Raw genomic sequence first — 24,622 nt, forward strand, 5'->3', positions numbered from 1 at the left:
TTATCACCATTATCACAATGACGTCATTATTGTTGATTAGGATGAAAGGGCAGGTTAGCGGTGCTATTACCCATTTTTCTAACAATAACTGGCTATTTATTTTAATTTTAAAACGTAGCTTTCGTTATATAGCAAGGAGTTCCAAATGGTATACCAAGGAAATCGCATTACGGTGACAATGCTAGAGGATGGCATCGCCAACATGCAATACAACGCCGAAAATGAGAGCGTGAACAAGTTTGACACTGAGACCAATAAGCAGTTTGCTGAAGTTGTTAATGCGTTAGAAAAAGCAGATGACATTAAAGGCTTAATCGTCACGTCAAGCAAAGGCGTCTTTATTGCTGGGGCGGACATCACAGAGTTTGTGGCTTCTTTTAAGCAATCAGAAGAAGAAATCAAAGATTGGGTTATTGATATCAATGACGCCTTCAATCGCTTTGAAGATTTGCCTTTCCCGAAAGTAGCTGCTATCAATGGCGCAGCGCTTGGCGGTGGTTGTGAGATGACCTTAGTTTGTGAATATCGCGTCATGAGCGATAAAGCCATCATCGGTCTACCAGAAACTCAATTGGGTATCTTCCCAGGCTTTGGTGGTACGGTTCGTAGTACGCGTGTCATTGGTATTGATAATGCGCTTGAGCTGATTGCGACTGGTACACCAAAGAAAGCACTCGATGCACTAAAGCTAGGCTTGGTTGATGCGACTGTTGCTGCTGATGACTTGCAAGATGCTGCCATTGATTTGGTCAAAAAATGTATCTCAGGTGAGCTTGATTGGCAAGCGAAACGAGAAGAAAAGCTCGTTCCTGTTAAGCTAAATCAGCTTGAGCAAGCAATGGCATTTAACAGCGCAAAAGGTATGATCTTTGCCAAAGCCAATCCTAAGCAATATCCTGCGCCAGCACTAGCTATCGCTGCTATCGAAAAACACGTTAACTTACCACGTGATAAAGCAATCGAAGTAGAAGCGGCAGGTTTTGCAAAAGCGGCGAAAACCCCACAAGCAGAAAGCTTGGTTGGTTTATTCTTAAGCGACCAATTGGTTAAAAAGTTAGCCAAACAGCACAGCAAAAAAGCACATGAAATCAATGAAGCGGCAGTACTAGGCGCTGGTATCATGGGCGGCGGTATCGCTTATCAAGCAGCCAGCAAAGGCTTGCCAATCATCATGAAAGACATCAAGTCTGAGCAATTAGACCTTGGTATGGGTGAAGCCAGCAAATTACTTGGCAAAATGGTCGATCGCGGCAAAATGACCCCAGCAAAAATGGGTGAAACCTTAAGCCGTATCCGTCCAACGCTAAACTATGGCGATTTTGCTGAAACTGATATCGTCATCGAAGCAGTTGTAGAAAATCCAAACGTGAAGCGTGCGGTACTAAAAGAAGTCGAAGGCTTGGTAAAAGACGATTGTATCCTAGCGTCAAACACTTCAACGATTTCTATTACTTTCTTAGCGGAAGCGCTTGAGCGTCCAGAAAACTTCGTCGGTATGCATTTTTTCAACCCAGTAAACCGTATGCCGCTAGTAGAAGTTATTCGCGGTGAAAAATCTTCTGAGGAAGCTATTTCAACGACCGTTGCTTTGGCCACAAAAATGGGCAAAGTGCCTGTCGTCGTGAATGACTGCCCAGGTTTCTTGGTAAACCGTGTATTGTTCCCATACTTTGGTGCCTTTGATTTGCTACTTAAACAAGGTGCTGATTTTGCTCATGTCGATAAAGTCATGGAAAAATTCGGCTGGCCGATGGGTCCTGCCTACCTAATCGACGTCGTTGGTTTGGATACTGGCGTACACGGCGCAGAAGTCATGGCAGAAGGTTTCCCTGACCGCATGAAGCCTGATTATAAAGGCGCTATCGAGCATTTATATGAAAACAAGCGCCTAGGTCAGAAAAACGGCGTTGGTTTCTATAAGTATGAAATGGACAAACGCGGCAAGCCTAAAAAAGTTGCTGATGAAGCGACTTATGAGTTATTAAAAACCACGACTGATAGCGACAAGCAGACCTTTGAAGATCAAGCGATTATCGACCGCACCATGCTGGCTTTCTGTAATGAAACTGTACGTTGCCTAGAAGACAATATCGTCAGCACGCCGTCAGAAGCAGATATGGCGATGATTATGGGCGTTGGTTTCCCGCCATTCCGCGGTGGACCTTGCCGTTATATCGACCAAATGGGTCTAGATAACTACTTGGCATTGTGTGAAAAATACGCATACCTTGGCAAAGCCTATGAAGCCCCGCAAAAAATTCGCGATATGGCAGCAGCAGGCGAGACCTTTTACGCTACCGCGTAATAGGCAGTCATTACTAGGATGAAGTGCAGTACACATGCTCGATAAGATGATTGGTAATTTATTTATTATCAATAACCTTCTAAATTAGATAGGCGAGCATTACAGTACTGCCACTGACAATAAAAATTGAAAAGGAATATAGTATGACAATTTTAAGTCCAAAAGACGTGGTCATCGTAGATGGTGTACGCTCAGCAATGGGTAAAACTAAAAACGGTATGTTCCGTCATGTTCGCGCTGATAGCATGTCTGCTGAATTGGTACGTGCATTGGTTGAACGTAACGATTTCGATCCACGCGACGTTGAAGACATCATCTGGGGTTGTGTCAACCAGACTCTAGAGCAAGGCTTGAACATCGGTCGTAACATCGGTCTGCTGGCTGGTATCCCAAAGACTGCGGGCGGTCAAACCGTTAACCGTCTATGTGGTTCATCTATGCAGGCGCTACACACTGCCGCTGCCCAAATCATGACCAATCAAGGTGATGTTTTCATCATCGGTGGTGTAGAGCACATGGGCCACGTCGGCATGATGCATGGCGTTGATCTGAATCCTGAAGCGTCAAAGCATTATGCAAAAGCCTCAAACATGATGGGTTTGACCGCTGAAATGCTTGGTCGTATGAATAACATCACTCGCGAAGAGCAAGATGCCTTTGGTCTTGAGTCACATCGCCGTGCATGGGCTGCTACCACTGAAGGTCGTTTTGACAATGAAATCATCGGTATCGAAGGTCATGACGAAGTAGGTCGCTTGCAACTATGTACTGTCGATGAAGTGATTCGTCCTGATGCGACGATGGAGCAAATGCAAAAGCTACGTCCAGCCTTTGATCCAGTAGGCGGTACGGTAACTGCTGCTACCTCATCTGCATTATCTGATGGCGCATCAGCGATGCTAATTATGAGCGCGCAAAAAGCCAAAGAACTAGGTCTAAAGCCACGTGCTCGCATTCGTAGCATGGCAATTGCTGGTTGTGATGCCGCTATCATGGGCTACGGTCCAGTACCTGCGACGCAAAAAGCACTTAAGCGTGCTGGCATGAGCATCGATGATATGCAAACCATCGAGCTAAACGAAGCGTTTGCAGCGCAAGGCTTATCAGTACTTAAAGCCTTGAACTTGACGGACAAGCAAGACATCGTCAACATCAATGGTGGCGCGATTGCATTAGGACATCCACTAGGTTGTTCAGGTGCTCGTATCACGGTTACTTTGCTAAATGCCATGGAGCAATCAGATACTGAAATCGGTCTAGCAACGATGTGTATCGGTCTTGGCCAAGGTATCGCGACTATTATTGAGCGTGTTTAAGCCTATAGTATTGCAATAATTTTAAAATAGTTAAGCGCTCTAATATGAACCCCTAGTTATCATAACTGGGGGTTTTTGTATTTAGGGATCATAGTGGTTTACTTAGAATAAAAAGGTCATAAGTTGTTACTATCGCTTATCTCCATTGACGCATTCGCTAAACTGTGACTAAATAAGAGAGTAATTAACTATTATAATTTTAAGTCTGATATTCATTCTAAATCAGTTTAGAGCCGTCAGCTTCAGCCGTACAAGGAGTGTACTATGTCCACCATGATTACTGATCGTACCTACCGTATTGACCGTGAAAATACCCAAGCGATGATAATCGACGTCCAAGAACGTCTGACTCCGCATATCTATGATCATGAAAATATTCTCAAAAAAATAACGACTTTGATTAAAGGTCTGCAAGCGCTTGACGTTCCCATTATGCTTAATGAGCAATATAAAAAGGGCTTAGGCGAGACATTGCCTGAAATTTGTGAGTTATTAGAAGGCGATAATGCCAAAGGTTTTGAAAAAGTCACCTTTAGTGCCTGCGACAATGACGATTCATGGAATCATCTTGCACAGCAGAATCGAAGCATCATTTTATTATTCGGTGTAGAAGCACATGTCTGCGTGCTACAAACTGCGCTTGATTTGCTTGATAACGGTATGCAGCCGGTTATTATTGGTGATGCCGTCGGTTCGCGTTTTCCTTATGATAAAAAGCAAGCAATTCGCCGTATTCGCCGTGCTGGCGGGGTGATTACGACGGTTGAAACCATTTTGTTTGAGCTATGCCGTAGTAGCAAAGACCCTGCTTTTAAAACCATTAGTAACTTGATTAAATAGTCTTTTCACTCGATTTAAAATAAAATAGCGCTTACTAACATAAGCGCTATTTTATTTTTATGATAACGCCAATTAACGATAGGTTAGCGTCTTCTTGTATAGCGTTTATAAAATGTATAATAAATGCTTATGCGTAAAAGTAGAATGAAGCGCTATACATTAGTAGAAAAATTAAGAGAAAAATTATGTCATCAGCTAATTCCATGTCATTCACTAACCCAACGCTTGCCTCAAACATTGATATAGATCATGTCACTCATTATCTGTTAGAGCTGGATGCGCTTAAACGTGTCAATCGACGTAGCTATGTGACAGGTACGACTCGCTTGGAGAACTCAGCCGAGCATTCTTGGCATCTCGCTATGGCATGTTGGTCAATCGCTGAATTGTTTGAGTTGGACGTCAATCATGAAAAATTGCTTAAGATGGCACTGGTGCATGATTTGGGTGAAATTGATGCGGGCGATACTTTTTTATATGCCGATACACGCACTGATGCGCACGTTGAAGAACGGGCTGGTATTGCGCGCTTACAAGCTGAACGTGGTAATGGCATTAAAGATTTAAATGAGATTTGGGAAGAGCAGGAAACTGGCAGCAGCAAAGAAACCCAGCTGCTGAAAGTGGTTGATCGCTTGTTGCCATTTTTGCTTAATTTAAATACCAACGGAAAAACGTGGCTTGAGGGTAATGTTACGCGCTCGCAAGTAGCTGGCGCGCATGCCTTTATTAAGGACAGCTTTCCGAGTATTTATGAGTGGCAGGCACGGCAGATTGAATTTGCCACCGCGCAGGGCTGGTTGATTGATGGTTAAATTTATAGCAGTATCGCATTACTAAAAGCGTGTATTTTTTATTTTGAACGGACTATGTTTTAAACGGACCATCGTGTGCGATAAAGAAAATACTATTTAAAATGTCATTTATTACTACTAGCATCCGTGGTTTGCTGGACGATTTTTTCTACTTGCATAAAATTTGTATGCCGCACATCTTTGCCGCTGGTGCAAAAAATAACCAGCTCAGCAATGTTTTTAGCATGATCGCCCACACGTTCTAGGGCGCGCAATACCCAAAGTATATTCATCACTCTGGACACGTGGCGGCTGTCTTCCATAATATAGGTCAGCAAGGCTCGAGTGGCAGATTGATACTCTTCATTAACCGCCACATCACTTTGCAATACCGAAAATGCCTGCTGAGGATTCATATGCGAGAAGGCGTCAATCGCATCAAGTAGCATCACGTGCACCTTGTTGGATAAATGCTGAACCTCTGAATATCCTCTTGGAGAAGCGCCGTCTTTAATTAATTTGCAGGCCATACGAGCGATTTTTTCGGCTTCATCACCCACACGTTCAAAGTCAACAATACCTTTGCTAACCGCCATCACTAAACGCAAGTCATTTGCTGCGGGTTGGCGCTTGGTGACTAACAAAATGATTTGCTCATCGATTTTAATATCTAGCTGATTAATCAGCTGGTCGTCTGCAATCACTTTTTTCGCGGTCGCTTCATCTGCAGCTATCAAAGCGCGGGTTGCAACCATGACTTGCTCTGCTGCCATGTAACCCATTTGCATAAACAGCTCAATCACATCATGTAAGTCATTATCAAAACCCTTTGATAAATGTTTTTGCGTTATTAGCATGGCGGCTTCCTTATTCTTGTAGATTTAAATAGGATATAAGCATAAAAAATACATCTATAGTCAATCCACTACAAATCAAACACAGTGCTACTGGGATAAGTTTTGTGCCGCCTCTGTCTGCGTAGGCACAGCAAGCAAGAAAAATTTATCCTAGTAGCGCGTTATGATATTTGTACTTATTGTATTTAGGACTGACTATATTTATACAAACTTTTTTAACCATAGCGACCAGTAATATAGTCTTCAGTCGCCTTTTGAGCGGGGTTGGTAAATATCTGATCCGTCTCACCCATCTCTACCATATCGCCCAAATACATATAGGCGGTATAGTCAGAGACGCGTGCCGCTTGCTGCATATTGTGGGTCACGATAGCAATCGTATAGTCATTTTTTAAATCGGTAATGAGCTCTTCAATCGCGCCTGTCGAGATAGGGTCGAGCGCTGAGGTTGGCTCATCTAGGAGCAGTACTTCAGGTTTTGTCGCCACACCGCGAGCGATACAAAGCCGCTGTTGTTGACCACCGGATAACGACAATCCTGATGCACGAAGTTTGTCTTTTACCTCAACCCATAAAGCCGCCTTTTTGAGTGCCCATTCGACACGATTATCCATCTCAGCTTTGCTTAGCTTCTCGTAGAGGCGTACGCCAAATGCCACGTTGTCATAGATGGACATTGGAAATGGCGTCGGTTTTTGAAAGACCATGCCGACTTGTGCGCGTAGCAAGTTCACATCGATGTCTTTGCCCAAGATATTTTTGCCATCGAGGTTGATATTACCTTCTGCACGCATACCGGGATATAGATCATACATACGATTAAACGTACGTAATAGTGTGGATTTACCGCAACCTGAAGGCCCGATAAAGGCAGTCACTTTTTTGTCTGGAATATCAATATTAATATTTTTTAGCGCTTGAAAGTCACCATAATAGAAATTGAGATCTCGAATACTCATCTTGGCAGGTGGCATATGCTGAGGGATATCTGCTACGGTTTGCTGAGTCAAAAAAGCACTGTCAGGCTGCTGCCCTTGAGGCTTCTGACTTCCTTGATCTCTATTGGAAAATGATTGACCAAATAAACCACGTTGACTGACGTTTTGCTTATTCTCTTGCGTAACTTTTTGCTTAACCGCTTTTCTTTCTAGTAAGTCTGTCATCATCATATCCAATTATTTTAGAATGTTGTCTATAGGTGCTGAACATAAGTACTAAACGTGCGCTATAAATTGGCTGCTTAGTCAATTCTTAAATCAGCTATCTTGTGTGATCTTTACCGCCAATAAAGCGCGCGAGAATATTGACTATCAGTACTGTCATGGTAATCAGTAATGCTGCCGCCCATGCCAATGCATGCCAGTTGTCATAAGGGCTCATGGCAAACTGATAGATAGTGTTTGGCAAGTTTGCCATCGGTTGGCTCATATCGGTGCTGAAATACTGATTGTTTAACGCCGTAAATAGCAAGGGCGCGGTCTCGCCAGTGATACGGGCAAACGCCAATAGCACCCCTGTAGTCAGACCTGCTTTAGCCGCTTTAAGCGTGACCGTGCTGATCAGCTTCCACTTTGGCGTACCGAGTGCATACGCCGCTTCACGTAAAGTATTGGGTACAAGGTTGAGCATATTCTCAGTGGTGCGCACGACAATTGGAATCACAATCAAAGCAAGCGCAACTGCACCAGCCCAGCCGGAGAAGCTTTGACCTTTCACCATCAATGCATAAACAAAAAGACCAATCACGATAGAGGGCGCTGACAGCAAGATATCGTTTAAAAAGCGAGTAACTTTACCCAACAAGCTGCCTTGTGAGAACTCCGCTAAATAGATGCCCGCCATCATTCCAATCGGCGTACCAATCGCGAGACCTAACAAGGCGATCATCAATGAACCAATAATGGCGTTACGCAAACCGCCGTCGCCCATAGGCGGTGGTGTATCTGCCATAAATACCGGCATCTCGATTAACCCTTGAAAACCCTCAACAAAAAGCGTCAGCAAAATCCATGTCAGCCAGAACAAACCAAAAGCGATAGCTGAGATGGCAAAACCAAGCCCCAATCTATTGATCAGGCGACGCTTATGATATAAACGCTTGTTGTAGCGGTCTTCAAAGCGTGAAGTCGGCTGGCTGGTTTGGTCGTTATCAGTCGTGACAGTCGCTAAAGTCATTAGGCGTTTGTCCTTTGTTGGTCGAAGGATTGGGTTAAGTGGTTGATTAACATGCTTGCTTTATAACAAGATATTGGCGCTACTTAGTGACCGGCTTTTTGGTCGATACGCATAAGCATTAGCTTAGAGATGGACAAGACAATAAAGGTAATAACAAATAGGATTAAACCCAAATGTAATAGGGATGCCAAATGCAATTCACTTGATGCTTCGGCAAATTCATTGGCGAGCGCAGAGGTAATCGTCACCCCAGAGGTAAACAGACTTGGGCTGATATTAAAGGCATTACCGATTAAGAAAGTCACAGCCATCGTCTCGCCCAATGCGCGTCCAAGCCCTAAAATCACACCACCGACCACGCCAGCTTTAGTATAAGGTAAGATAATTTTGAACATCACTTCCCACGTCGTCGCACCCATGCCATACGCAGATTCTTTTAATAAATCAGGCACCACAGAAAAAACATCCCGCATGGTGGCGGCAATAAAAGGAATAATCATAATTGCCAGTACCAAGGAGGCGGTAAACATACCAAGCCCCATTGGTGCACCAGTGAATACTTGCCCGATAATAGGCAGAGGACCAATGTTTTCAATCAACCATGGCTGAATGTGTTCGCTAAAATACGGTGCAAAGACAAACAAACCCCACATGCCATAAATAATAGAAGGAATACCTGCCAACAGCTCAATGGCGATGCCCAATGGCTTTTTTAAGAAGTTAGGGCACAGTTCGGTCAAAAAGATAGCAATACCAAAGCTCACTGGCACAGCAATAGCGATTGCAATAAGGGAGGTGACAATCGTACCGTAAATAGGTGCAAGCGCCCCGTATTGATCGTTCACTGTATCCCAGTTATTGCTAGTATAAAATCCCAGTCCAAATTCAGTGATACTGGGCCAAGCGCCCACGATTAATGAGAGCAGGATGCCACCAAGTGACAATAGCACCAAGATTGCAAATGCTTTAGTCGCATTGACAAAGATAGCATCGTAACGTTTTTGTTTAGCCAGTTGGGACCTTAAATCATTCATAAGTGTCTCAGCGTTGAATAGAATCAAGTCAAAATAGTAAAAGAGGTTTTATCACAACAAACTTAAAAAAATCTTTAAATTTTCTGTGATAAAACCTCTCAAACCCCTACCGGAGAATAGTGGTTTGAGAGGTTGGCTCGACAGTGATTATGCAATCACTAGTATAAACAGGTTACTGTGCAGGCTTATAGACAGGTTGGCCGTCACTGCCTTTGACCTCACTCCATTTTGCTTTAAATAAGGCAACTGCAGTATCAGAGAACGGTACGTAATCAAGCGCCATAGCGTCGTCATCACCTTGCTCATAAGCCCAGTCAAAGAACTTCAATACACCAGCGACTTGTTTGGCATCTTGTGGCTGCTTGTGTACTAAGATAAAAGTGGCGGCGGCGATTGGCCAAGCTTGCGCTGTTTCAGAGTTGGTAATGACTTTATAAAAGCCTTCTTGCTGTGACCAATCGATGTCACCTGCTGCTGCAAAGGTTTTGGCAGAAGGTTGTACGACATTGCCCGCAGCATTTTTCAGGGCGACGTGTGCCATACCGTTTTGCTTAGCGTAAGCGTATTCAACATAGCCGATAGAGTTTTTCATACGCGTGACATAGCTCGACACACCTTCATTACCTTTACCACCCGCACCGGTAGCCGACGTTGGCCATTTGACGGTCTTATCGACGCCTACACTGTCATTCCAATCGCTTGACACTTTGGCTAAATAATCAGTGAAGTTAAAGGTTGTACCAGAACCATCTGAGCGAAACACCGTGGTAATGGCAGCATCTGGTAATTTAAGTTCAGGATTCATCGCCGCGATTGCAGGATCGTTCCATTTGCTGATTTTACCCAGATAAATATCAGCAAGCATTTTGCCATCGAGCTTTAACTGACCGGGCTCAATACCATCGATATTAACAATAGGTACCACGCCACCGATGACGCTTGGGAACTGTATCAGACCGGCTTCGTTCAACTCTTCTGGTGTCATCGGCGCATCAGATGCCCCAAAATCTACGGTCTTAGCAACGATTTGTTTGATACCACCCGATGAGCCAATAGACTGATAGTTCACTTGACCACCTGTGGCTTTATTGTAGGCATCTGACCACTTAGCATAGATAGGCTGTGGAAAAGAAGCACCAGCACCGGTAATACTCATCGATGCACTTTCAGCTGAGCTAGCACTAGCGTCGCTACTCACAGCAGTGTTTGATGGTGCTGTTGTGGCTGCTTCGTCGGTTTTATCGCTCTCGTTGTTGCTAGTCGTTTGGTTACAAGCGGCTAATGTCAAAGTGCTAGCGATTGCTACTGCCATGAATGAATAACGCATTATTTCTCCTAAAATTAATCAATTTTGAGTATCAAGCATTTATAAATAACAATGACAATGGTTTTCTGGGGTTTGCTGAAATGATGCTCTGCGGTTAATAAGGAGATTGTGCCAAATAAATATGACAGTTTGATGACATAAAGCCTTACTATCAAAAAAAACGACTGAAAAAAGACAGTGTTAAAAAACATAAGAAAGGAGTGGGCACAAAAAAAGCATAGGCAGTATTCTGATTACTGTCTATGCTCATTTTTTTTCAATATTACTTATTACACAAGTTTTTTACTTAGATAAATGGTATTAGGTTTTAGCGCTACCCAACAGTTGCCCCATTTGAACGATTGAGCCATGCTGCATGGTATCTTGCCAATCCGTTTTTGCTGCTTTTGGCAGTACTACAATTGCGGTTGAACCTAAATAAAAACGACCAAGCTCGTCACCTTTTTTAAAGCTCATATTATGGCCTACTTCTTGAATATCATCGGTACGGCTAATTTTACCCGTCGCGACCGTCTCAATCCCAGCGACAATCATTGCACCGACCATCACTACCGCCGCTTTGCCATAGGCGGTATCAAACAGACAGACGAGGCGCTCGTTACGAGCAAACAAATCCGGTACATTAGCAGCCGTGGTATTATTGACCGAAAATAGTGTACCAGGTACATAGCGGGTCTTGGTTAATATACCGTCAAATGGCATATGCACACGGTGATAGTTGCTTGGAGCAAGATAGACCGTAGCAAAACTACCATCCGCAAAATAATCGCCATCTGCGCTATCAGCTAAGAGCTGACCGATATCATAGTCACGACCTTTGGCTTGCAGTAGCTTATGGTCATGAATCTGCCCAAGCTGCGAAATCATGCCATCCGCAGGACTGACAATACCATTGATACTGGCATCGATAATACGGGCATTATCTTGGAGCTCACGAGTAAAGAAATCATTAAAGCTCTCATAAGCGTTTAGGCTTTGACGCTCATATTCATCTAAGCTAACATCATACGCTTTGGCAAAACTGCGGATAAACGTACGCTTAACCCAAGGGTGGCGACTGGCAGCTAAACGCCCAGCGACTTTACTGATTTTTTGCTGCGGGACAAATTGCTGTAAGGTAGTAAATACATTCATAATAGATGACCAAAGTAGGGATTAGAAATAGTTATTAAAATAAAAAGTTGTATTAAAACATCATAGATAGGCAGTTTTATAGCTAGATTTATTTATAAACATAATCATAAGTACATGCACAGATAATTGTATTTTATCATGGTCCGCAGCAGACTGTATGACCATAATCGTTAAAGGAAGTAAGCAATGAGAGCTCTTATTCAGCGAGTCAAATATGCCAGTGTCAGCGTTGATGGGCAGGAGGTTGGTGCTATTGAGCAAGGTGTGCTGGCCTATATCGGCTTGGGACACGATGATAACCTACAAAGTGCGCAGCGCATAATTGATAAAATCTTGACTTATCGACTTTTTGATAATGATGACGATCCAGCCAAATACGGTAAACTCGATAAAAATGTCCAGCAAGTCGGTGGTGGGCTATTATTAGTCTCACAATTTACTCTGATGGCAAAGACGGATAAAGGTCGCCGCCCTGACTTTGGTAGCGCAATGGCACCTGATATGGCTCAAGCTTTATTTGCACAATTGGTTGATTATGCAAAGACGCAGTATTTAACGGTTGCAACGGGTCAGTTTGGCGCTGATATGCAAGTGTTGAGTGTCAATGATGGACCATTAAACTTTTTATTAGAAGTGCATTAAGTCATTAGCATGGCTACTAAGTATTATAAATTTAAGAGTAAATGTCATTAAGCTGTCATAATTAAGCCCTTTAATGAAGAAACGCTTATTTGCGTTTGTTACTGCTTTTATAAACGCTATTTTGTCCTCTAACATTAAGAATACATTATGTCTAAAGAGCAAATTTTGATTGTTGAAGATGAAGATGCCATTCGTGAAATGGTCGTCATGACCCTAGAGATGGCGGGCTTTGATAGTTTGCAGGCAGCGGATGTGTCAGAGGCGCACCAACAAGTGGTCGATCATCGTCCAGCGCTGATTTTATTGGACTGGATGTTACCCGGTGATAAAAGTGGTATTGATTTTTGCCGTATGCTAAAAAGCGATACGCTGCTCGCCGAGATACCGGTTATTATGTTGACCGCCAAAAGTGAAGAAGACAGTAAGGTGCATGGTCTTGACGCAGGCGCTGATGATTATATGACCAAGCCTTTCTCGACCCGTGAGCTTATCTCAAGAATCAAAGCGGTACTGCGACGTAGTAACGCGCTAAGCGGCGACAAACCTATCAATATAGGCAGGCTAACTTTAGATGCCAAAAGCCAACGCTTTATGGTGGGTGATGACATTATCGATATGGGTCCGACAGAATATCGCTTATTGGCGTTTTTTATGAGCCATCCTGAACGCGCTTATACTCGTGCACAGCTGCTCGATCAAGTATGGGGCGGTAACGTCTACATCGAAGATAGAACCATTGATGTTCACGTAAAGCGTTTGCGCACATTACTACGTCCACATGATTGTGATACATTGATACAAACGGTACGCGGTACAGGTTATCGATTTTCTAGCCGTATCGAAAAAGGGTAATCGCTAGTAATATGAATATTGTATAGTGTCACCTTTTAATAGTGTCGCCTTTTATCGGGAGCGGCCAATAGTAGAAAAATTATAAAAAATAATGGATAAATAAAAATGCCTATCCAAGATAATGAGCAGGGTGCCACCAACCAACTTAAAAAAATCAGAAGTGCTTTACGAGCATTACGTGATGCCGTGATTTTGCTCAATGACGATGATGGGCTTGAATGGTGGAACCAAGCGGCGCAGGATTTATTATTGTTGCAATCCTCAGATAAAGGCAGGCGTATTTTTGACTTCATTCAAGTGCCTGAATTTATTAAGTATTATCAGGAGGCAACGACGCTTAATATCGATGCCGATGCTGATGAGAGTGTGCATATCGTCTCTTGGCAAGACCCAAATCGTTATTTAAAGTGTGAGCTGACGCCATTTGGCGATGAAAAACTACTGATCATTTATGATGTGACCCGCTTGCAGCATTTAGAAGCGATGCGCCGCGACTTTGTGGCCAATGTCTCGCATGAGCTACGTACACCATTGACGGTCTTGATGGGATATCTGGAGAATTTCTCTGATCAGCCAGATATGCCTGCGAATTGGCGTCGCGGTTTTGAGCTGATGACTCAGCAAACGGCACGCATGAATAGGGTGGTCAATGACTTATTGCTACTGTCTCGTATCGAAATCGAAGAAACCCATGCGTTTAATGATATCGATATGACCAAGCTGCTCACTCATGTCTACGATGATGCGCAGGCGTATAATCAAGAATATAAGCATACGATTCACTTGCATATTGATACCTATGACGGGCTATATGGTTCAGAGATGTACCTAAATAGCGCACTGTCCAATCTAGTGATTAACGCGATTAAATACACACCAAAAGGTGGCAATATCTCTATTAGCTGGACTAAGACTGCTGAGGGCTGCCGATTTGCTGTTGAAGATAATGGTATCGGTATAGCGCCGCAGCATCTTGCCCGTTTAACTGAGCGTTTTTATCGCGTTGACAGCGGGCGCAGCCGAGCAACAGGTGGGACGGGGCTTGGACTGGCGATTGTAAAACATGTCTTATATCAGCACGAAGCGAGCTTGCAAATTGAGTCAGTAGAAGGCATTGGTTCGACATTTAGTGCCGTGTTTCCAAATAACCATGTACGGTCTGCCGCAATGAATTAATGCTTGATACACTTTAATCCTTTTGCAAAAGTGGATAAGGATTTACCGCGCTACCATTAATATAAATTCCATAATGAACATGCGGCGGTGTGCCTTTAGCATTGCCGCTATCACCCACGTAACCAATGGTATCACCGGCATTTACCCAGTCATTGGGAGAAATGTCAGCATAGTCTTCCAAATGCGCATAATAGTGTCCTGCGCCGCCTGGTCCCACTATCATAACGACGCGACCGCCTAACGCATTTTCGCCTACCTTGCTGACGATACCTTGGGTCGTCGCTTGAATCGGTGTGCCACGCGCCGCAAAAATATCAATCCCTTCATGTGAGCGACCTTGACTACGAGCAGCGCCCCATGTATCAGTCAGATGCTGCTTGGGTAGCGGATTTGGCAGGCTATTCTCTGTTGGTAGCGGGTGTTGCAATAGGCTAAGCTGCTGCCATTTTGCTATGAAAAATGATTGAGTTTGTTGGCTGATACTTGGTAATAATCTGTCAAATACGAATAATAGCATCAGCAATACTGCGGCCTTGATAAGTACGCTAATTGCGCGGCTGATAAACGTAGGATTTGGTTGTTCGTGATTGCCATCTGGTCGCATCGACATCTCTTTGTCTTGTTATTGCTTTCACTAATATTATATAGATATTACCTTTGGCTCTTCGTATAGCATTGTTATATCTGACTTTTATCCCCATAAATGAAAAGCTACTGAATCTAATTGCATCTATTATGTAGTTGGTCCTGAATAAAGGAAGTACAAATGTTATCAATCACTACTGGGGTTAATTTTTCTTGCTTGCTGTGCCTACGCAGACAGAGGCTGCGAATAATTAACCCCAGTAGTGTTTTGCTCCTTCAAAAGTAGATTAATTATAACGCTCCTTTTAAACGAGCAAAACTGCCTGTCATTTATGTCCAACTTGCTATGGTTAAATTTTTATGGCTGCTGCTTTTAACATGGTCGATACTGCGCTGATTATCGATACCGAAACCGATCAAGGTCGTGATCCACGTCCTATCCAAGTGGCGACGATTAACGTAGCGACGGGCTTTGAGTGGATGAAATACTTTAATAGTGGGCGCTCGATATCGCCGGTTGTGATTAGAGTCCATGGCATTACCGATGACGATGTAGCGGGGCTTGAGCGGTTTGAGCTTGAGCAGTTTGAATTGCCTGAGTATCTTATTGGGCATAATGTACGCTTTGATTGGCGGGTGATTGGCAGTCCTTCCGCTAAGCTAATTTGCACCGTTAGGCTGGCGCGCGTCGCGTTTCCTGAATGGAGCGCCTATGGTCAGTCCAAGTGTATCGAGCAGTTATTGGGCAAGGGTGAGGCTAGTAGGATGACGATTGCCGCTCATGATGCGCTCGGTGATGCTCGTATGTGTTATCTGCTGTATCAGGCTTGCTGCGAGCGCTTAGCGATTGCACCAACTGATTTTGCAGCAGCGCATGCTATTGCCAATAAAGCCAATCCAGTCAGTAAAATGCCCTTTGGTAAATATAAAGGGAAAGTGATTAAAGAGGTGCCTATTAGCTATGTAAAATGGATGCTGGGTAATATCCATAACATGCAGCCGTCGCTTTATTCTGCATTGACCAAACGCATCAAGGCAGAAGCGGCAGACAATGCAAAAGAATAAATAGACGGCTTCTTTGCTAGATAAGCGCTGAAGTCTATTGATTATGTAACCAATCAATCGCCATTTGCCACAGCTTAGGCGCTTTAGCATTCGTCCTGCTGCTAAAATAACGCATGTGACCGATGCTACTAACACCAAAATCTTTGGGATCTAAAAAGCGTTTTTCTACTGGCATTTTGGTAAAAACGCGAATCATATCATCCATATTTTTGCTATTGGCAATCTCATCATCACTAAACCCTAGCCATAACGCTGGCATATCGATCTCATCATAAAAATGCGTGTGTATACTTTCCCCAAAGGCGGTCTTGATATAACCTGCGCCATTACACCACTCACGCCATTGACGAGCGACGCCGCGCGGCAGCGGCTCGCCCATGCCGATTTTATCCGATGGCGTGTAGCCTAGCGTCAAGTTAGTGAGAGGAATAAATGCTTCCATAAAACCTATGGCCTTAAGCTTATAAGGCATGTCCATGTTTTTGATGCGACCCGATGAGCAGGCGACATTAAATACTGAAGCAATAGACTGGGAATTTGGCATCAAACCAATGAGCTGACCGCCAGCGCTATGACCAATCAAATGATAAGTGGCATCGGTAAATTCATCTTGCAAGGTATCAAGGACGGCTGGCATGTCATGGCGACCCCAGCTGATTAGAGATGCGTCACATTTTGCCAAGTCAGTTGAGAGTGACTCACCGATACCTTCATTGTCAAAGGTTAGTACGCCAAAGCCATGCTCGGCTAAGTAAATGGCAAAGTTATGATAAAACTGACGTTTGATACCCGTCGCTGGCGCTATCATGATGGCCGTCTTTACAGGCGTTTTGGGACGATAGACAGTCGCGGCCAATGCCTGATTGCGATCGGTCATAATGCTTAATGAATAAGCCTCTGTTTGAGTAATAGTAGGGCTTTTTTCCATGGTTGAACCTCATTATATTGTTATCGTTTTTATGAATGAGCTTTGCTAGTAAATATAGAGTGTTAATTTGCAATAAGCTGCCAATGTGTAGCCTTAAAAATGTAGTAATTGCGTAGTGATAAATGGTTGTGACCGCGTGATAGCATTGCTTATGTTAAAATAAATTTCAGTAGGGAAGGCGCTCAAATATGACTTCTAAGTTCTATCCCAATTTACCTTGCATGATATGATCCATTAAGACTGGACTGAATAACTATCTTGACTATTCAACATGCACGGATAAAAATGCTTTAACAAACAAGTTCTTAATAAAAACAATTGATATAAAAGTTAAGGAAGCTATATGCAAATGAAAATTAACAATGACACGTATGAAGTGATTACCAGTCAAGATATTACTAATATCGAAAAAGCCGTGGATAAATCAGCGTTAACTATGCCGCTAGTTGCGGTCTATTGTGGGTCGCGTTTGGGTAATGATGTCATATATGAGCAAGCCGCACGAGAGCTTGGTGTGGCATTAGCAGACAATGGCATGGGTTTGGTATACGGCGGCGCGAGTATCGGGCTGATGGGCGCAGTGGCTGATGAAGTGATTCGAGGTGGTGCAGAAGCAGTCGGTGTGATTCCAACCTTTATGCTCAAACACGAAATTGCTCATGAGCAGCTGACCCGTTTACATCTCACAGATACCATGCACACGCGTAAAACAGTGATGGCAGAATATGCTGATGCCTTTATTACTTTACCGGGTGGACTTGGTACTTTAGAGGAAATCATGGAAATTGCCACATGGCGCCAGCTATATCAACACGAAAAGCCAATGATTATTTTGAATATTAATGGTTTTTATGATCGTATGATTGAGCATTTAAAATATACCACTGAGCAAGGCTTTATGAAGCAAGAAGATCTTGAGCGCTTGGTAGTATGTAACACGATTGGTGATGCCATTGATTTACTGCAGACGATGGTCAAAATAGATGCTGCTGTCAATACAGAAAAGATGGCTGGCAACTAAAGGCAGATATATAAGCAAATATGAAAAAAGGGAGAGAATGGCTAAAAAAAGCAATTCTTTCCCTTTTTTTGTCCGTTAATTAAAAACGTCTTTCTTAAGTCCTATAATTATCTGAACTATTATTAATATTTAAATCCTCTAACGCTTTTTCGCGAATACCACGATTGACGCCTGCCATTGCCAGCGGAAAGCCACGCTCTTTTGCCAAATCACGGGCGACTGTCTCAATAGCCAGACTGTCGTTGTGCGCCAGATACGCCCACTCATGAGCATAGCGATTGCGGTTCACGGGCGTATCAAGTTCAATCAAACCAAGCTCACTCAATTCGTCAACGATTTGATCTGCTGCAATTAGAGTTGAAGATGCTTTGACGTTTTCAGCACGGGCATAGCGAATATTAGAGTATAAGCTCACATCAGCGACCCGCAGTGTGTCATCCTCACCAGGAATTTGCTGCCCACCGTATAAAGCATTGCCAACAGTACGGGCACTATGGAAGGTCGGTACAAATTCTGCCACATAATCGATCGCTTGTTGGCTACGCGCTTGTAATGGTGCTTTGTCCCAACCATCTTCGATATAGTGCACATATTGCGGCGGCAATTTTGGTTGGGCGCTGTCTTTGCTTGAAGCCACCAAGCCATCATTAAATAGCGTGATAAAATTACTCATGCCATGTATCTGAAAATAACCACCTGGATAAGGGGTTAGTTGTGCCATCCCTTCAGGTGTACCGCGATTACCATAGACAATAATCTCTGGTATCTGTCCACCGGTATCTTCCCAATGAGTAATATAAGAAGATTTAAATTCTACCATACGCGTGACTTTGACACCGACCATATCATCAATAACCCCTGTACGAAAACCACAGGCATTGACGAGGTAATCGACTTCGATGGACTCGATTTTGCTATTAGATTGCGCTTCAGGATCTAAACCAGCGCCTTGCTGATAATCAATACGCCATTTGGTCACATGATGATCAGCGTTTGAGCAGTTTTCACAATCAACTGGCATGACCTGCTTTACTTGAGTATCAGTAAAGACATGCGCATGCTCATAACCATCTAATGCCAATTGCGCCGATGCTGCCAAGCGAAAGATATTCCAGCCATATTCTTGTACCACAATCAGCGGAAATTTAACTTTATTTAAATCTAAATACTTAGCAACCGGTATCATCCATTCATCAACGGTAGTTGGCACAGTCACTTGCTCACGCTCAGACAATGCAATCAGTTGTTCATGGCTGTAGAGCTGATAATAATCTTCTGGTTCGCCCAGTACTTTGTTATTGGCATCTTGAGAAATCAGCTCACGATACGCATCGGTCAATATCTCAAGCCGCGGTAGCAAGTCTTCGGGCAAGCCGTCATCACGAGTCGGCACCGCAAATACGGTCGGGCGTACATCAATGGTATAAGGATAAAGCCGTAAAATATCGATGCACTGTTTGAGAAGGGCGACGCAGTCCTCGTCAGGGATTTCGCGATAGAGATTGCCACCGGCATGCAAATGGCACATAGGCGGACCATCAATCAGCGATTTGTTTTTTTCGAACACATAAGTTTCAAGCCCTAACGCTGCCAATCGAATGGCAATGGTTGCCCCCGCCGTACCACCACCGAGGATACCGACACGTTGAGTAGCAATTACTTGATTATTCATGAGAGAGTGAGTCATTGTCGAGGTTATATCCTTAATAGCATTTGCATCAAGTGGTACTTAAATCAGTACTTAAAGGGGTACTTGGCATAGGCATGAGGTGGCTTATGGATATTGATATGCGTGCAGAGGCAGTCAAGTTCAACAGTGATCATAAATCTCAATGGTCACATTCGCCATTGTGTAGTCATGCTTAATTTCTATAGCGCTATTCTACAAAAAACGTTGGGGAATAGAATGGCAAATTGGTAAGTGCATACATGATTTTTGTCAACGTTTAACCCACAATTCTATTGGGCATAAACTTACTCAATCAAGATAATATCTTTAATTCAATTTAAAAGCGTTATCCTATTATTACCATAGGGACGAGCAGATTTACTTTCTCTTAAAACCGCTAATTACTGATGGTATTAAGTATTTTTGTTTGGCGAAATTGTAATGTTTATGGGCTTTTGTAAATTTATATGAGGACAAGAATAACAGCTATAAATCCTATGCTATATTTAAAATCTCAATAATGGGTTTAAGATATTTGCTTGCAATTTATTATGGCTTAAATCCTAGAGTGATAAGAACGATCTAATAACAATTAACAATCTATGATGACAATGACAAGGAAGTTATTATGAAACATATTTTAGTTTTATCCGCTCTTAGTGGTATGTTGGCTCTTAGCGGTTGTTCAACGCTAAACAATATGGTCGGTAATGACGACTCTGGTATGCATGACGTGCAAGCAACCAATAAAAATACTGCGCCTGTCATGAGTAAAAACGGCATGTTGGTTGATTCTCGTAACCATATGACTTTGTATACTTTTGATAAAGATTCGATGAATAGATCAGAGTGTGGTAGCGCTTGTATGCTAGTTTGGCCGGCATTTATGGCACCTAGCAATGCCAAAGCCTCAGGGCAGTTTGCTGCCTTCCAACGTGAAGACGGCAAGTATCAATGGGCCATGAACGGTAAGCCGCTGTATTTCTATGCCAATGACACCAATGTTGGGGATAAAGATGGCGACAATAAACTTGGTGTTTGGCATATCGTTAGAACCAAGTAAGGTCTGAATATAAAGACTAAGTTTTACCATAAAAAAGCAGCCATCTAATGGCTGCTTTTTATTGCAATATTTTTAACTACAAACTTACTTCATAAAAGCATAACATTGATATGTATAAAGCTATTTTGCTTTATTCTTCGTCGCCGCTTTTTTCTCAATCAGCTCACCATCTATTTGAATGGGTACTTCAGTCGTAATACCACTTGCAAAAGCGGTCATGCCGTAAGCAGCGCGGTCAATAATACCGGTGGCACGAAAACCAATAACTGGCTCTTTGGTCATCGGGCTATTGGCTATTTTATTCAAAGTCACATCTAGGGTCAGTGGCTTGGTTTGACCCAGTAGAGTGAAGTCACCTGTGACCGTGGCTTGTTGTGGATTTTTAAAGGTGATGTTAGTCGATTTAAAAGTCATGGTTGGATATTTTGCCACATTAAAAAACTCATCTTTTTTTAGATGAGTATCGCGAGCATCCCAATTGGTATCGATACTGTCAGTAACAATAGTGAAATTCATATTGGCTTTATTAGGTGCTTTAATATTGTAATTGACCATGCCTTTGACATCATTAAAGTGACCCATGGTGGTCGAAAACCCTAAGTGATTGACTGAAAATCCGACACGGGTATGTGCGTCATCTAGCTGCCATTGAGTTGGCAGCGCCGCACTTGCCAGTGTTGTCATAGCAATTGCTGAGCCAAATAGAACAGCTTTTATACTGTTTTTCACGATTGTATCTTTCATTGTCTTATCCTCATTAAATGTTAGTATTCAACCAATATTGATAATTAAATCACAAATATTAATTGAATATTATTATTAAATTAATCTTAAAAATTAATAGTTATTGATTATATTATCTAACGTATTATTATACGCAGCTTGTCTATCTGCCTCAATACTATCGATGTTGCAGTGACAAATTAGCACTGATAACCCTCACAACTGCTGCTTGCATCAAACCCCAAAAACCGGTAAAATCGCGGTTTGATTTTCCCGCTGGGGAAAGGCTAAGCGAGCAGAGGAATGGTGTTGGGTGCTGGAATAAGCCAGTGACGCAGCTGCCATACTTATCAATGTCCTTAGTGCCTCAGTTACGTATGTCATCGTTTGCTGAACGCATCGTTAAAAATGCTGTTTTGCAAAGTCGTTATACATACATCGGACATAGAGAGTTTATTATGCGTAAAGATATCCATCCTAATTACCAAGAAGTTTTATTCCACGACACTAACGCTGACGTGTTCTTCTTGACTCGTTCAACTGTTAAAACCAAAACCACTCGTGAATACGAAGGTTCAGAATATCCATACTACCCACTTGATATCTCAAGTGCGTCGCATCCATTCTATACTGGTGAGCAACGTAAAACTTCTACTGAAGGTCGTGTTGCAAGCTTCAACAAACGTTTTGGTGCGTTTGGTGGCCGTAAGAAAGCTGCTGATGCTGACGCTGCAGAATAATTCACACGTATTGTGTGATATTATTTTGAGCATGTATTCTCTCAAGCATGCACAGTGATGGTATTAAGAATATAAAAAACCGCTGACTATTCAGCGGTTTTTTTGTGCTAGCTTTTGGCTAATGGGTTGATGAATCAAGTAAATCTACAATCAGCTCTGACAATTGCTGTGCCCAATAGCCATACATCAGGCTACTTGGATGAAAGCCATCGCTCGCAAACATTACCTTGATATCGATCGGCGTACCGTTAGAGTGCTCAGCGATCATGCGTGGGAAATCCGTTGCCATATAGGTGACGTTATCATGAGCCATGCAGATTTGCTGCAATATTCCGTCAAGAATAGACGCTTTTGCGCCAACAAAATTATTTAGCGGAGCAGGTATTGCTGGCATTTGTGCCATCGGCGGCAGGCTTAAAAAAATCAACTCTCGCACGCCAAATTTACGCTGAGCGATAGCGATGATACTTTCAATTTGCTGGTGCCATTTATCCACCGAGACTTTGGATGTGGTGTCGTTAACGCCGACACTCAGCACCATCACATCAACAGGCTGGCTAGGTGCGGGTAGAACATAAAGCCTACGCAAGATATCAAAGCTAGTATGCCCCGTCGTTGCTTGCAATGACCAGTTCAGTATATCAAACTGGTTTTGGATAGCAGACTGCTGCGTCAAAACAGGAATTAAGTTACCGACAAGCGCCTCTTGCTGCGTCTCACTACCGACGCCAGCCGCCGCCGAATCGCCAACGACCATTAGATTTAATGTCCGCTTGTGCGCTTCCTTTAGCGACTCAATCGCGTCATTTAATTGAACTTGCCCGTGCCTTTCACCATTTGGCTCAGGTAGACGTACCGTATCACGCTTAATTTTGCGCCCTTGATAAAGATAAATAGGAGCAAGCAGTACATCTCTTGCCACCGAGGCGATTTTATTGCTATTTATCATATTGCTACCATCCTGCACGCTCCCGAATAGTGGTGAGATTGTCTTCAATTAATAATTTACCATCGACATAAATATCACGCAGTAGGTTATCTGCGTCTGCAGATAGGTCTTCAGCCTTGATGGTTTTTAGCTGTCCATTGCTGTTTTTGACCAGCGCCAAACGTCCCTTCTTTGAGCGTTTAGAGCGGCTGGTAATCGGGTCTTTATAGATGTCTGTCCATGTGCCATCGATAGAGATAGCGCTGGCTTTCATCGCCCAGCTCATGGTGTCGCGGTTGACTTGTTGTAATAGACCACCGCCCATACCAAAGGTCACGTTATCTGCGCTAAAGCCCGCTTTCATGATCACCTCAATGATCTTAGTTAAGCTTTGTGGGCTGATGCCATCCCCTTGGATGACACGTACATAATCAGGCAGCACTTTATAGCCTTTACTATTAATCGTTGTTCCAAATTTTACTGCCAAGCGCTCTAAGGCTTCGCGAACCACTTTGGCAGGCTCACCACTATCGGGTCGGATAACCAAAGTCCCGCCCATATTTTTCACATCATCTTTTAAGCTGCCGCCCCAAATATTATCAATGGCGTTCCATAAGTCATAGCTGTCAGAGACCACTGAAAAACTCTTACCAGCGCCGCCAAACTGCTCAATCATATTGGCAAAAGCAGCGGTTTCGCCATCACGACCCCACGCGGTCATGGTGCTATGCTCAGCGGCAGGAATAGAAAACGCGGGCATGTCTTTATCCATGTGGTACCAGCGGCTGGCAGCCACCAACGCTGTCATCGAATCGGTTCCAGCAAAGTTCACTAAATGCGCTAAGCTGCCGAGCGCGACAGACTCTTGACTAGATGCCCCGCGCGAGCCGAAATCGTGCAAACGAAAAGTGAGCGATTCGGTATTGTCTGCTGATTTTTCTAACGCTTGGCGAATGATGCCTTTGCAATAATGCGAGACACTAGCGACGGTTGATGGATACCAGATGGCACGAAGCAAGGCAGTCTCGATATAGCTTGGTAGCCAATAAAACTCAGGATCAGTGTTGATAATTTGGCAAACGACATTGGATACTGGCACGATGCTGCCTTCAGGGATGGCTTCGATACGTAGTGGTAAATAACCACCATGTTTATCAACCAAACGCTCCCAGCCAGCACGGTTAAAGGTCAAACCATGTGCTTGAATGACCATTTCGGCTTCATCAATGTCTTGATGAGTGATTGGCGTGCTCAGGTATTCTTTAATAAAGGCTTGCAAGCCAAAGAACACCACATCGTAGTCACCTTTACGCGCCTCAATGTAGCTGGACAGATACTCACTACCTTTTGGGTATTGCACCCAATGTGAGGTTTTGTAGCTGTCGCTATTTAGAATTAAATTGTTTAAATTGCTGGTATACATCACAGAACTCCTCTGCTTTGAGATG

Annotated in this window: 23 protein-coding genes; 11 read left to right on the top strand and 12 right to left on the bottom strand. The window is 43.3% G+C overall.

Going from position 1 to position 24,622, the window contains the following annotated elements:
• Window positions 1-145: 145 nt before the first annotated feature.
• The 4 genes from fadB (at window position 146) to FQ082_RS11740 (ending at window position 5,276) form a co-directional block, all read left to right on the top strand.
• Window positions 146-2,305: a fatty acid oxidation complex subunit alpha FadB gene (gene fadB / locus FQ082_RS11725; RefSeq protein WP_149493218.1), complete on the top strand. Its 2,160-nt coding sequence runs from the start codon at window positions 146-148 to the stop codon at window positions 2,303-2,305.
• A gap of 143 nt (window positions 2,306-2,448) precedes the next feature.
• Entirely contained in the window at window positions 2,449-3,621 is a 1,173-nt protein-coding gene (gene fadA / locus FQ082_RS11730; protein ID WP_149493219.1) for an acetyl-CoA C-acyltransferase FadA, read from the top strand.
• Window positions 3,622-3,885: 264 nt separating this feature from the next.
• The gene (locus FQ082_RS11735; RefSeq protein ID WP_011514535.1) at window positions 3,886-4,461 is read left to right on the top strand and encodes an isochorismatase family protein; all 576 of its coding nucleotides are present in this window, start codon (window positions 3,886-3,888) and stop codon (window positions 4,459-4,461) included.
• A gap of 185 nt (window positions 4,462-4,646) precedes the next feature.
• Window positions 4,647-5,276, top strand: coding sequence for an HD domain-containing protein (locus FQ082_RS11740; protein ID WP_149493220.1), 630 nt, complete (start codon window positions 4,647-4,649; stop codon window positions 5,274-5,276).
• 104 nt (window positions 5,277-5,380) lie between these two features.
• Here FQ082_RS11740 and phoU read toward each other — a convergent pair whose 3' ends face one another.
• The 6 genes from phoU to asd form a co-directional block, all read right to left on the bottom strand.
• Window positions 5,381-6,112: a phosphate signaling complex protein PhoU gene (gene phoU, locus FQ082_RS11745; RefSeq protein ID WP_133104844.1), complete on the bottom strand. Its 732-nt coding sequence runs from the start codon at window positions 6,110-6,112 to the stop codon at window positions 5,381-5,383.
• A 215-nt stretch (window positions 6,113-6,327) separates the two neighbouring features.
• Entirely contained in the window at window positions 6,328-7,086 is a 759-nt protein-coding gene (gene pstB, locus FQ082_RS11750) for a phosphate ABC transporter ATP-binding protein PstB (protein ID WP_223145362.1), read from the bottom strand.
• Window positions 7,087-7,372: 286 nt separating this feature from the next.
• Window positions 7,373-8,287 carry a phosphate ABC transporter permease PstA gene (pstA, locus tag FQ082_RS11755; protein WP_149409983.1) on the bottom strand — a complete coding sequence of 305 codons (915 nt, stop codon included), beginning with the start codon at window positions 8,285-8,287 and terminating at the stop codon, window positions 7,373-7,375.
• An 83-nt stretch (window positions 8,288-8,370) separates the two neighbouring features.
• Complete coding sequence (gene pstC / locus FQ082_RS11760; protein ID WP_011514530.1) at window positions 8,371-9,321, bottom strand: phosphate ABC transporter permease subunit PstC; 951 nt, start codon at window positions 9,319-9,321, stop codon at window positions 8,371-8,373.
• 172 nt (window positions 9,322-9,493) lie between these two features.
• Window positions 9,494-10,648 carry a phosphate ABC transporter substrate-binding protein PstS gene (gene pstS / locus FQ082_RS11765; RefSeq protein WP_011514529.1) on the bottom strand — a complete coding sequence of 385 codons (1,155 nt, stop codon included), beginning with the start codon at window positions 10,646-10,648 and terminating at the stop codon, window positions 9,494-9,496.
• 300 nt (window positions 10,649-10,948) lie between these two features.
• Window positions 10,949-11,782: an archaetidylserine decarboxylase gene (gene asd / locus FQ082_RS11770; protein ID WP_149493221.1), complete on the bottom strand. Its 834-nt coding sequence runs from the start codon at window positions 11,780-11,782 to the stop codon at window positions 10,949-10,951.
• A 186-nt stretch (window positions 11,783-11,968) separates the two neighbouring features.
• Here asd and dtd point away from each other — a divergent pair, with 186 nt between their 5' ends.
• From dtd to phoR, 3 genes are all read left to right on the top strand, one after another.
• Window positions 11,969-12,424, top strand: a complete 456-nt coding sequence (gene dtd, locus FQ082_RS11775; protein ID WP_149493222.1) for a D-aminoacyl-tRNA deacylase — start codon at window positions 11,969-11,971, stop codon at window positions 12,422-12,424.
• Window positions 12,425-12,571: 147 nt separating this feature from the next.
• Window positions 12,572-13,276 (top strand): phosphate regulon transcriptional regulator PhoB, encoded by a 705-nt coding sequence (gene phoB / locus FQ082_RS11780; protein ID WP_011514526.1) that lies wholly within the window; start codon window positions 12,572-12,574, stop codon window positions 13,274-13,276.
• Window positions 13,277-13,381: 105 nt separating this feature from the next.
• Window positions 13,382-14,452, top strand: coding sequence for a phosphate regulon sensor histidine kinase PhoR (gene phoR / locus FQ082_RS11785; RefSeq protein WP_149493223.1), 1,071 nt, complete (start codon window positions 13,382-13,384; stop codon window positions 14,450-14,452).
• Between the two features lie 13 nt (window positions 14,453-14,465).
• On the opposite strand, the gene FQ082_RS11790 is transcribed toward phoR, so the two are convergent.
• On the bottom strand, window positions 14,466-15,056 hold the full coding sequence (locus FQ082_RS11790; protein WP_020444344.1) for a M23 family metallopeptidase: 591 nt from the start codon (window positions 15,054-15,056) through the stop codon (window positions 14,466-14,468).
• 341 nt (window positions 15,057-15,397) lie between these two features.
• On the opposite strand from FQ082_RS11790, the gene FQ082_RS11795 reads away from it, so the two are divergent.
• Complete coding sequence (locus tag FQ082_RS11795; protein WP_149493224.1) at window positions 15,398-16,102, top strand: putative quorum-sensing-regulated virulence factor; 705 nt, start codon at window positions 15,398-15,400, stop codon at window positions 16,100-16,102.
• A 34-nt stretch (window positions 16,103-16,136) separates the two neighbouring features.
• On the opposite strand, the gene FQ082_RS11800 is transcribed toward FQ082_RS11795, so the two are convergent.
• Window positions 16,137-17,030, bottom strand: coding sequence for an alpha/beta fold hydrolase (locus FQ082_RS11800; protein WP_149493225.1), 894 nt, complete (start codon window positions 17,028-17,030; stop codon window positions 16,137-16,139).
• 343 nt (window positions 17,031-17,373) lie between these two features.
• Here FQ082_RS11800 and FQ082_RS11805 point away from each other — a divergent pair, with 343 nt between their 5' ends.
• A complete protein-coding gene (locus FQ082_RS11805; protein WP_133104836.1) occupies window positions 17,374-18,051 on the top strand; it encodes a TIGR00730 family Rossman fold protein in 678 nt (225 codons plus the stop codon).
• A 94-nt stretch (window positions 18,052-18,145) separates the two neighbouring features.
• Here the strand turns inward: FQ082_RS11805 and FQ082_RS11810 are convergent, their stop codons facing one another.
• Complete coding sequence (locus FQ082_RS11810) at window positions 18,146-19,738, bottom strand: FAD-dependent oxidoreductase (RefSeq protein WP_149493226.1); 1,593 nt, start codon at window positions 19,736-19,738, stop codon at window positions 18,146-18,148.
• Between the two features lie 610 nt (window positions 19,739-20,348).
• On the opposite strand from FQ082_RS11810, the gene FQ082_RS11815 reads away from it, so the two are divergent.
• Complete coding sequence (locus tag FQ082_RS11815; RefSeq protein WP_149493227.1) at window positions 20,349-20,783, top strand: hypothetical protein; 435 nt, start codon at window positions 20,349-20,351, stop codon at window positions 20,781-20,783.
• A 120-nt stretch (window positions 20,784-20,903) separates the two neighbouring features.
• Here the strand turns inward: FQ082_RS11815 and FQ082_RS11820 are convergent, their stop codons facing one another.
• Entirely contained in the window at window positions 20,904-21,527 is a 624-nt protein-coding gene (locus FQ082_RS11820; protein ID WP_149493228.1) for a YceI family protein, read from the bottom strand.
• Between the two features lie 437 nt (window positions 21,528-21,964).
• Here FQ082_RS11820 and FQ082_RS11825 point away from each other — a divergent pair, with 437 nt between their 5' ends.
• Window positions 21,965-22,246 carry a type B 50S ribosomal protein L31 gene (locus FQ082_RS11825; protein ID WP_011514517.1) on the top strand — a complete coding sequence of 94 codons (282 nt, stop codon included), beginning with the start codon at window positions 21,965-21,967 and terminating at the stop codon, window positions 22,244-22,246.
• Between the two features lie 118 nt (window positions 22,247-22,364).
• Here FQ082_RS11825 and FQ082_RS11830 read toward each other — a convergent pair whose 3' ends face one another.
• Window positions 22,365-23,195, bottom strand: a complete 831-nt coding sequence (locus FQ082_RS11830) for an SGNH/GDSL hydrolase family protein (RefSeq protein ID WP_149493229.1) — start codon at window positions 23,193-23,195, stop codon at window positions 22,365-22,367.
• A 4-nt stretch (window positions 23,196-23,199) separates the two neighbouring features.
• The gene (locus FQ082_RS11835) at window positions 23,200-24,597 is read right to left on the bottom strand and encodes a nicotinate phosphoribosyltransferase (protein ID WP_149493230.1); all 1,398 of its coding nucleotides are present in this window, start codon (window positions 24,595-24,597) and stop codon (window positions 23,200-23,202) included.
• Window positions 24,598-24,622 lie beyond the last annotated feature (25 nt).

It is taken from the genome of Psychrobacter sp. ANT_H56B (genome assembly GCF_008369245.1).
Taxonomy (GTDB): Bacteria; Pseudomonadota; Gammaproteobacteria; order Pseudomonadales; family Moraxellaceae; genus Psychrobacter; species Psychrobacter cryohalolentis.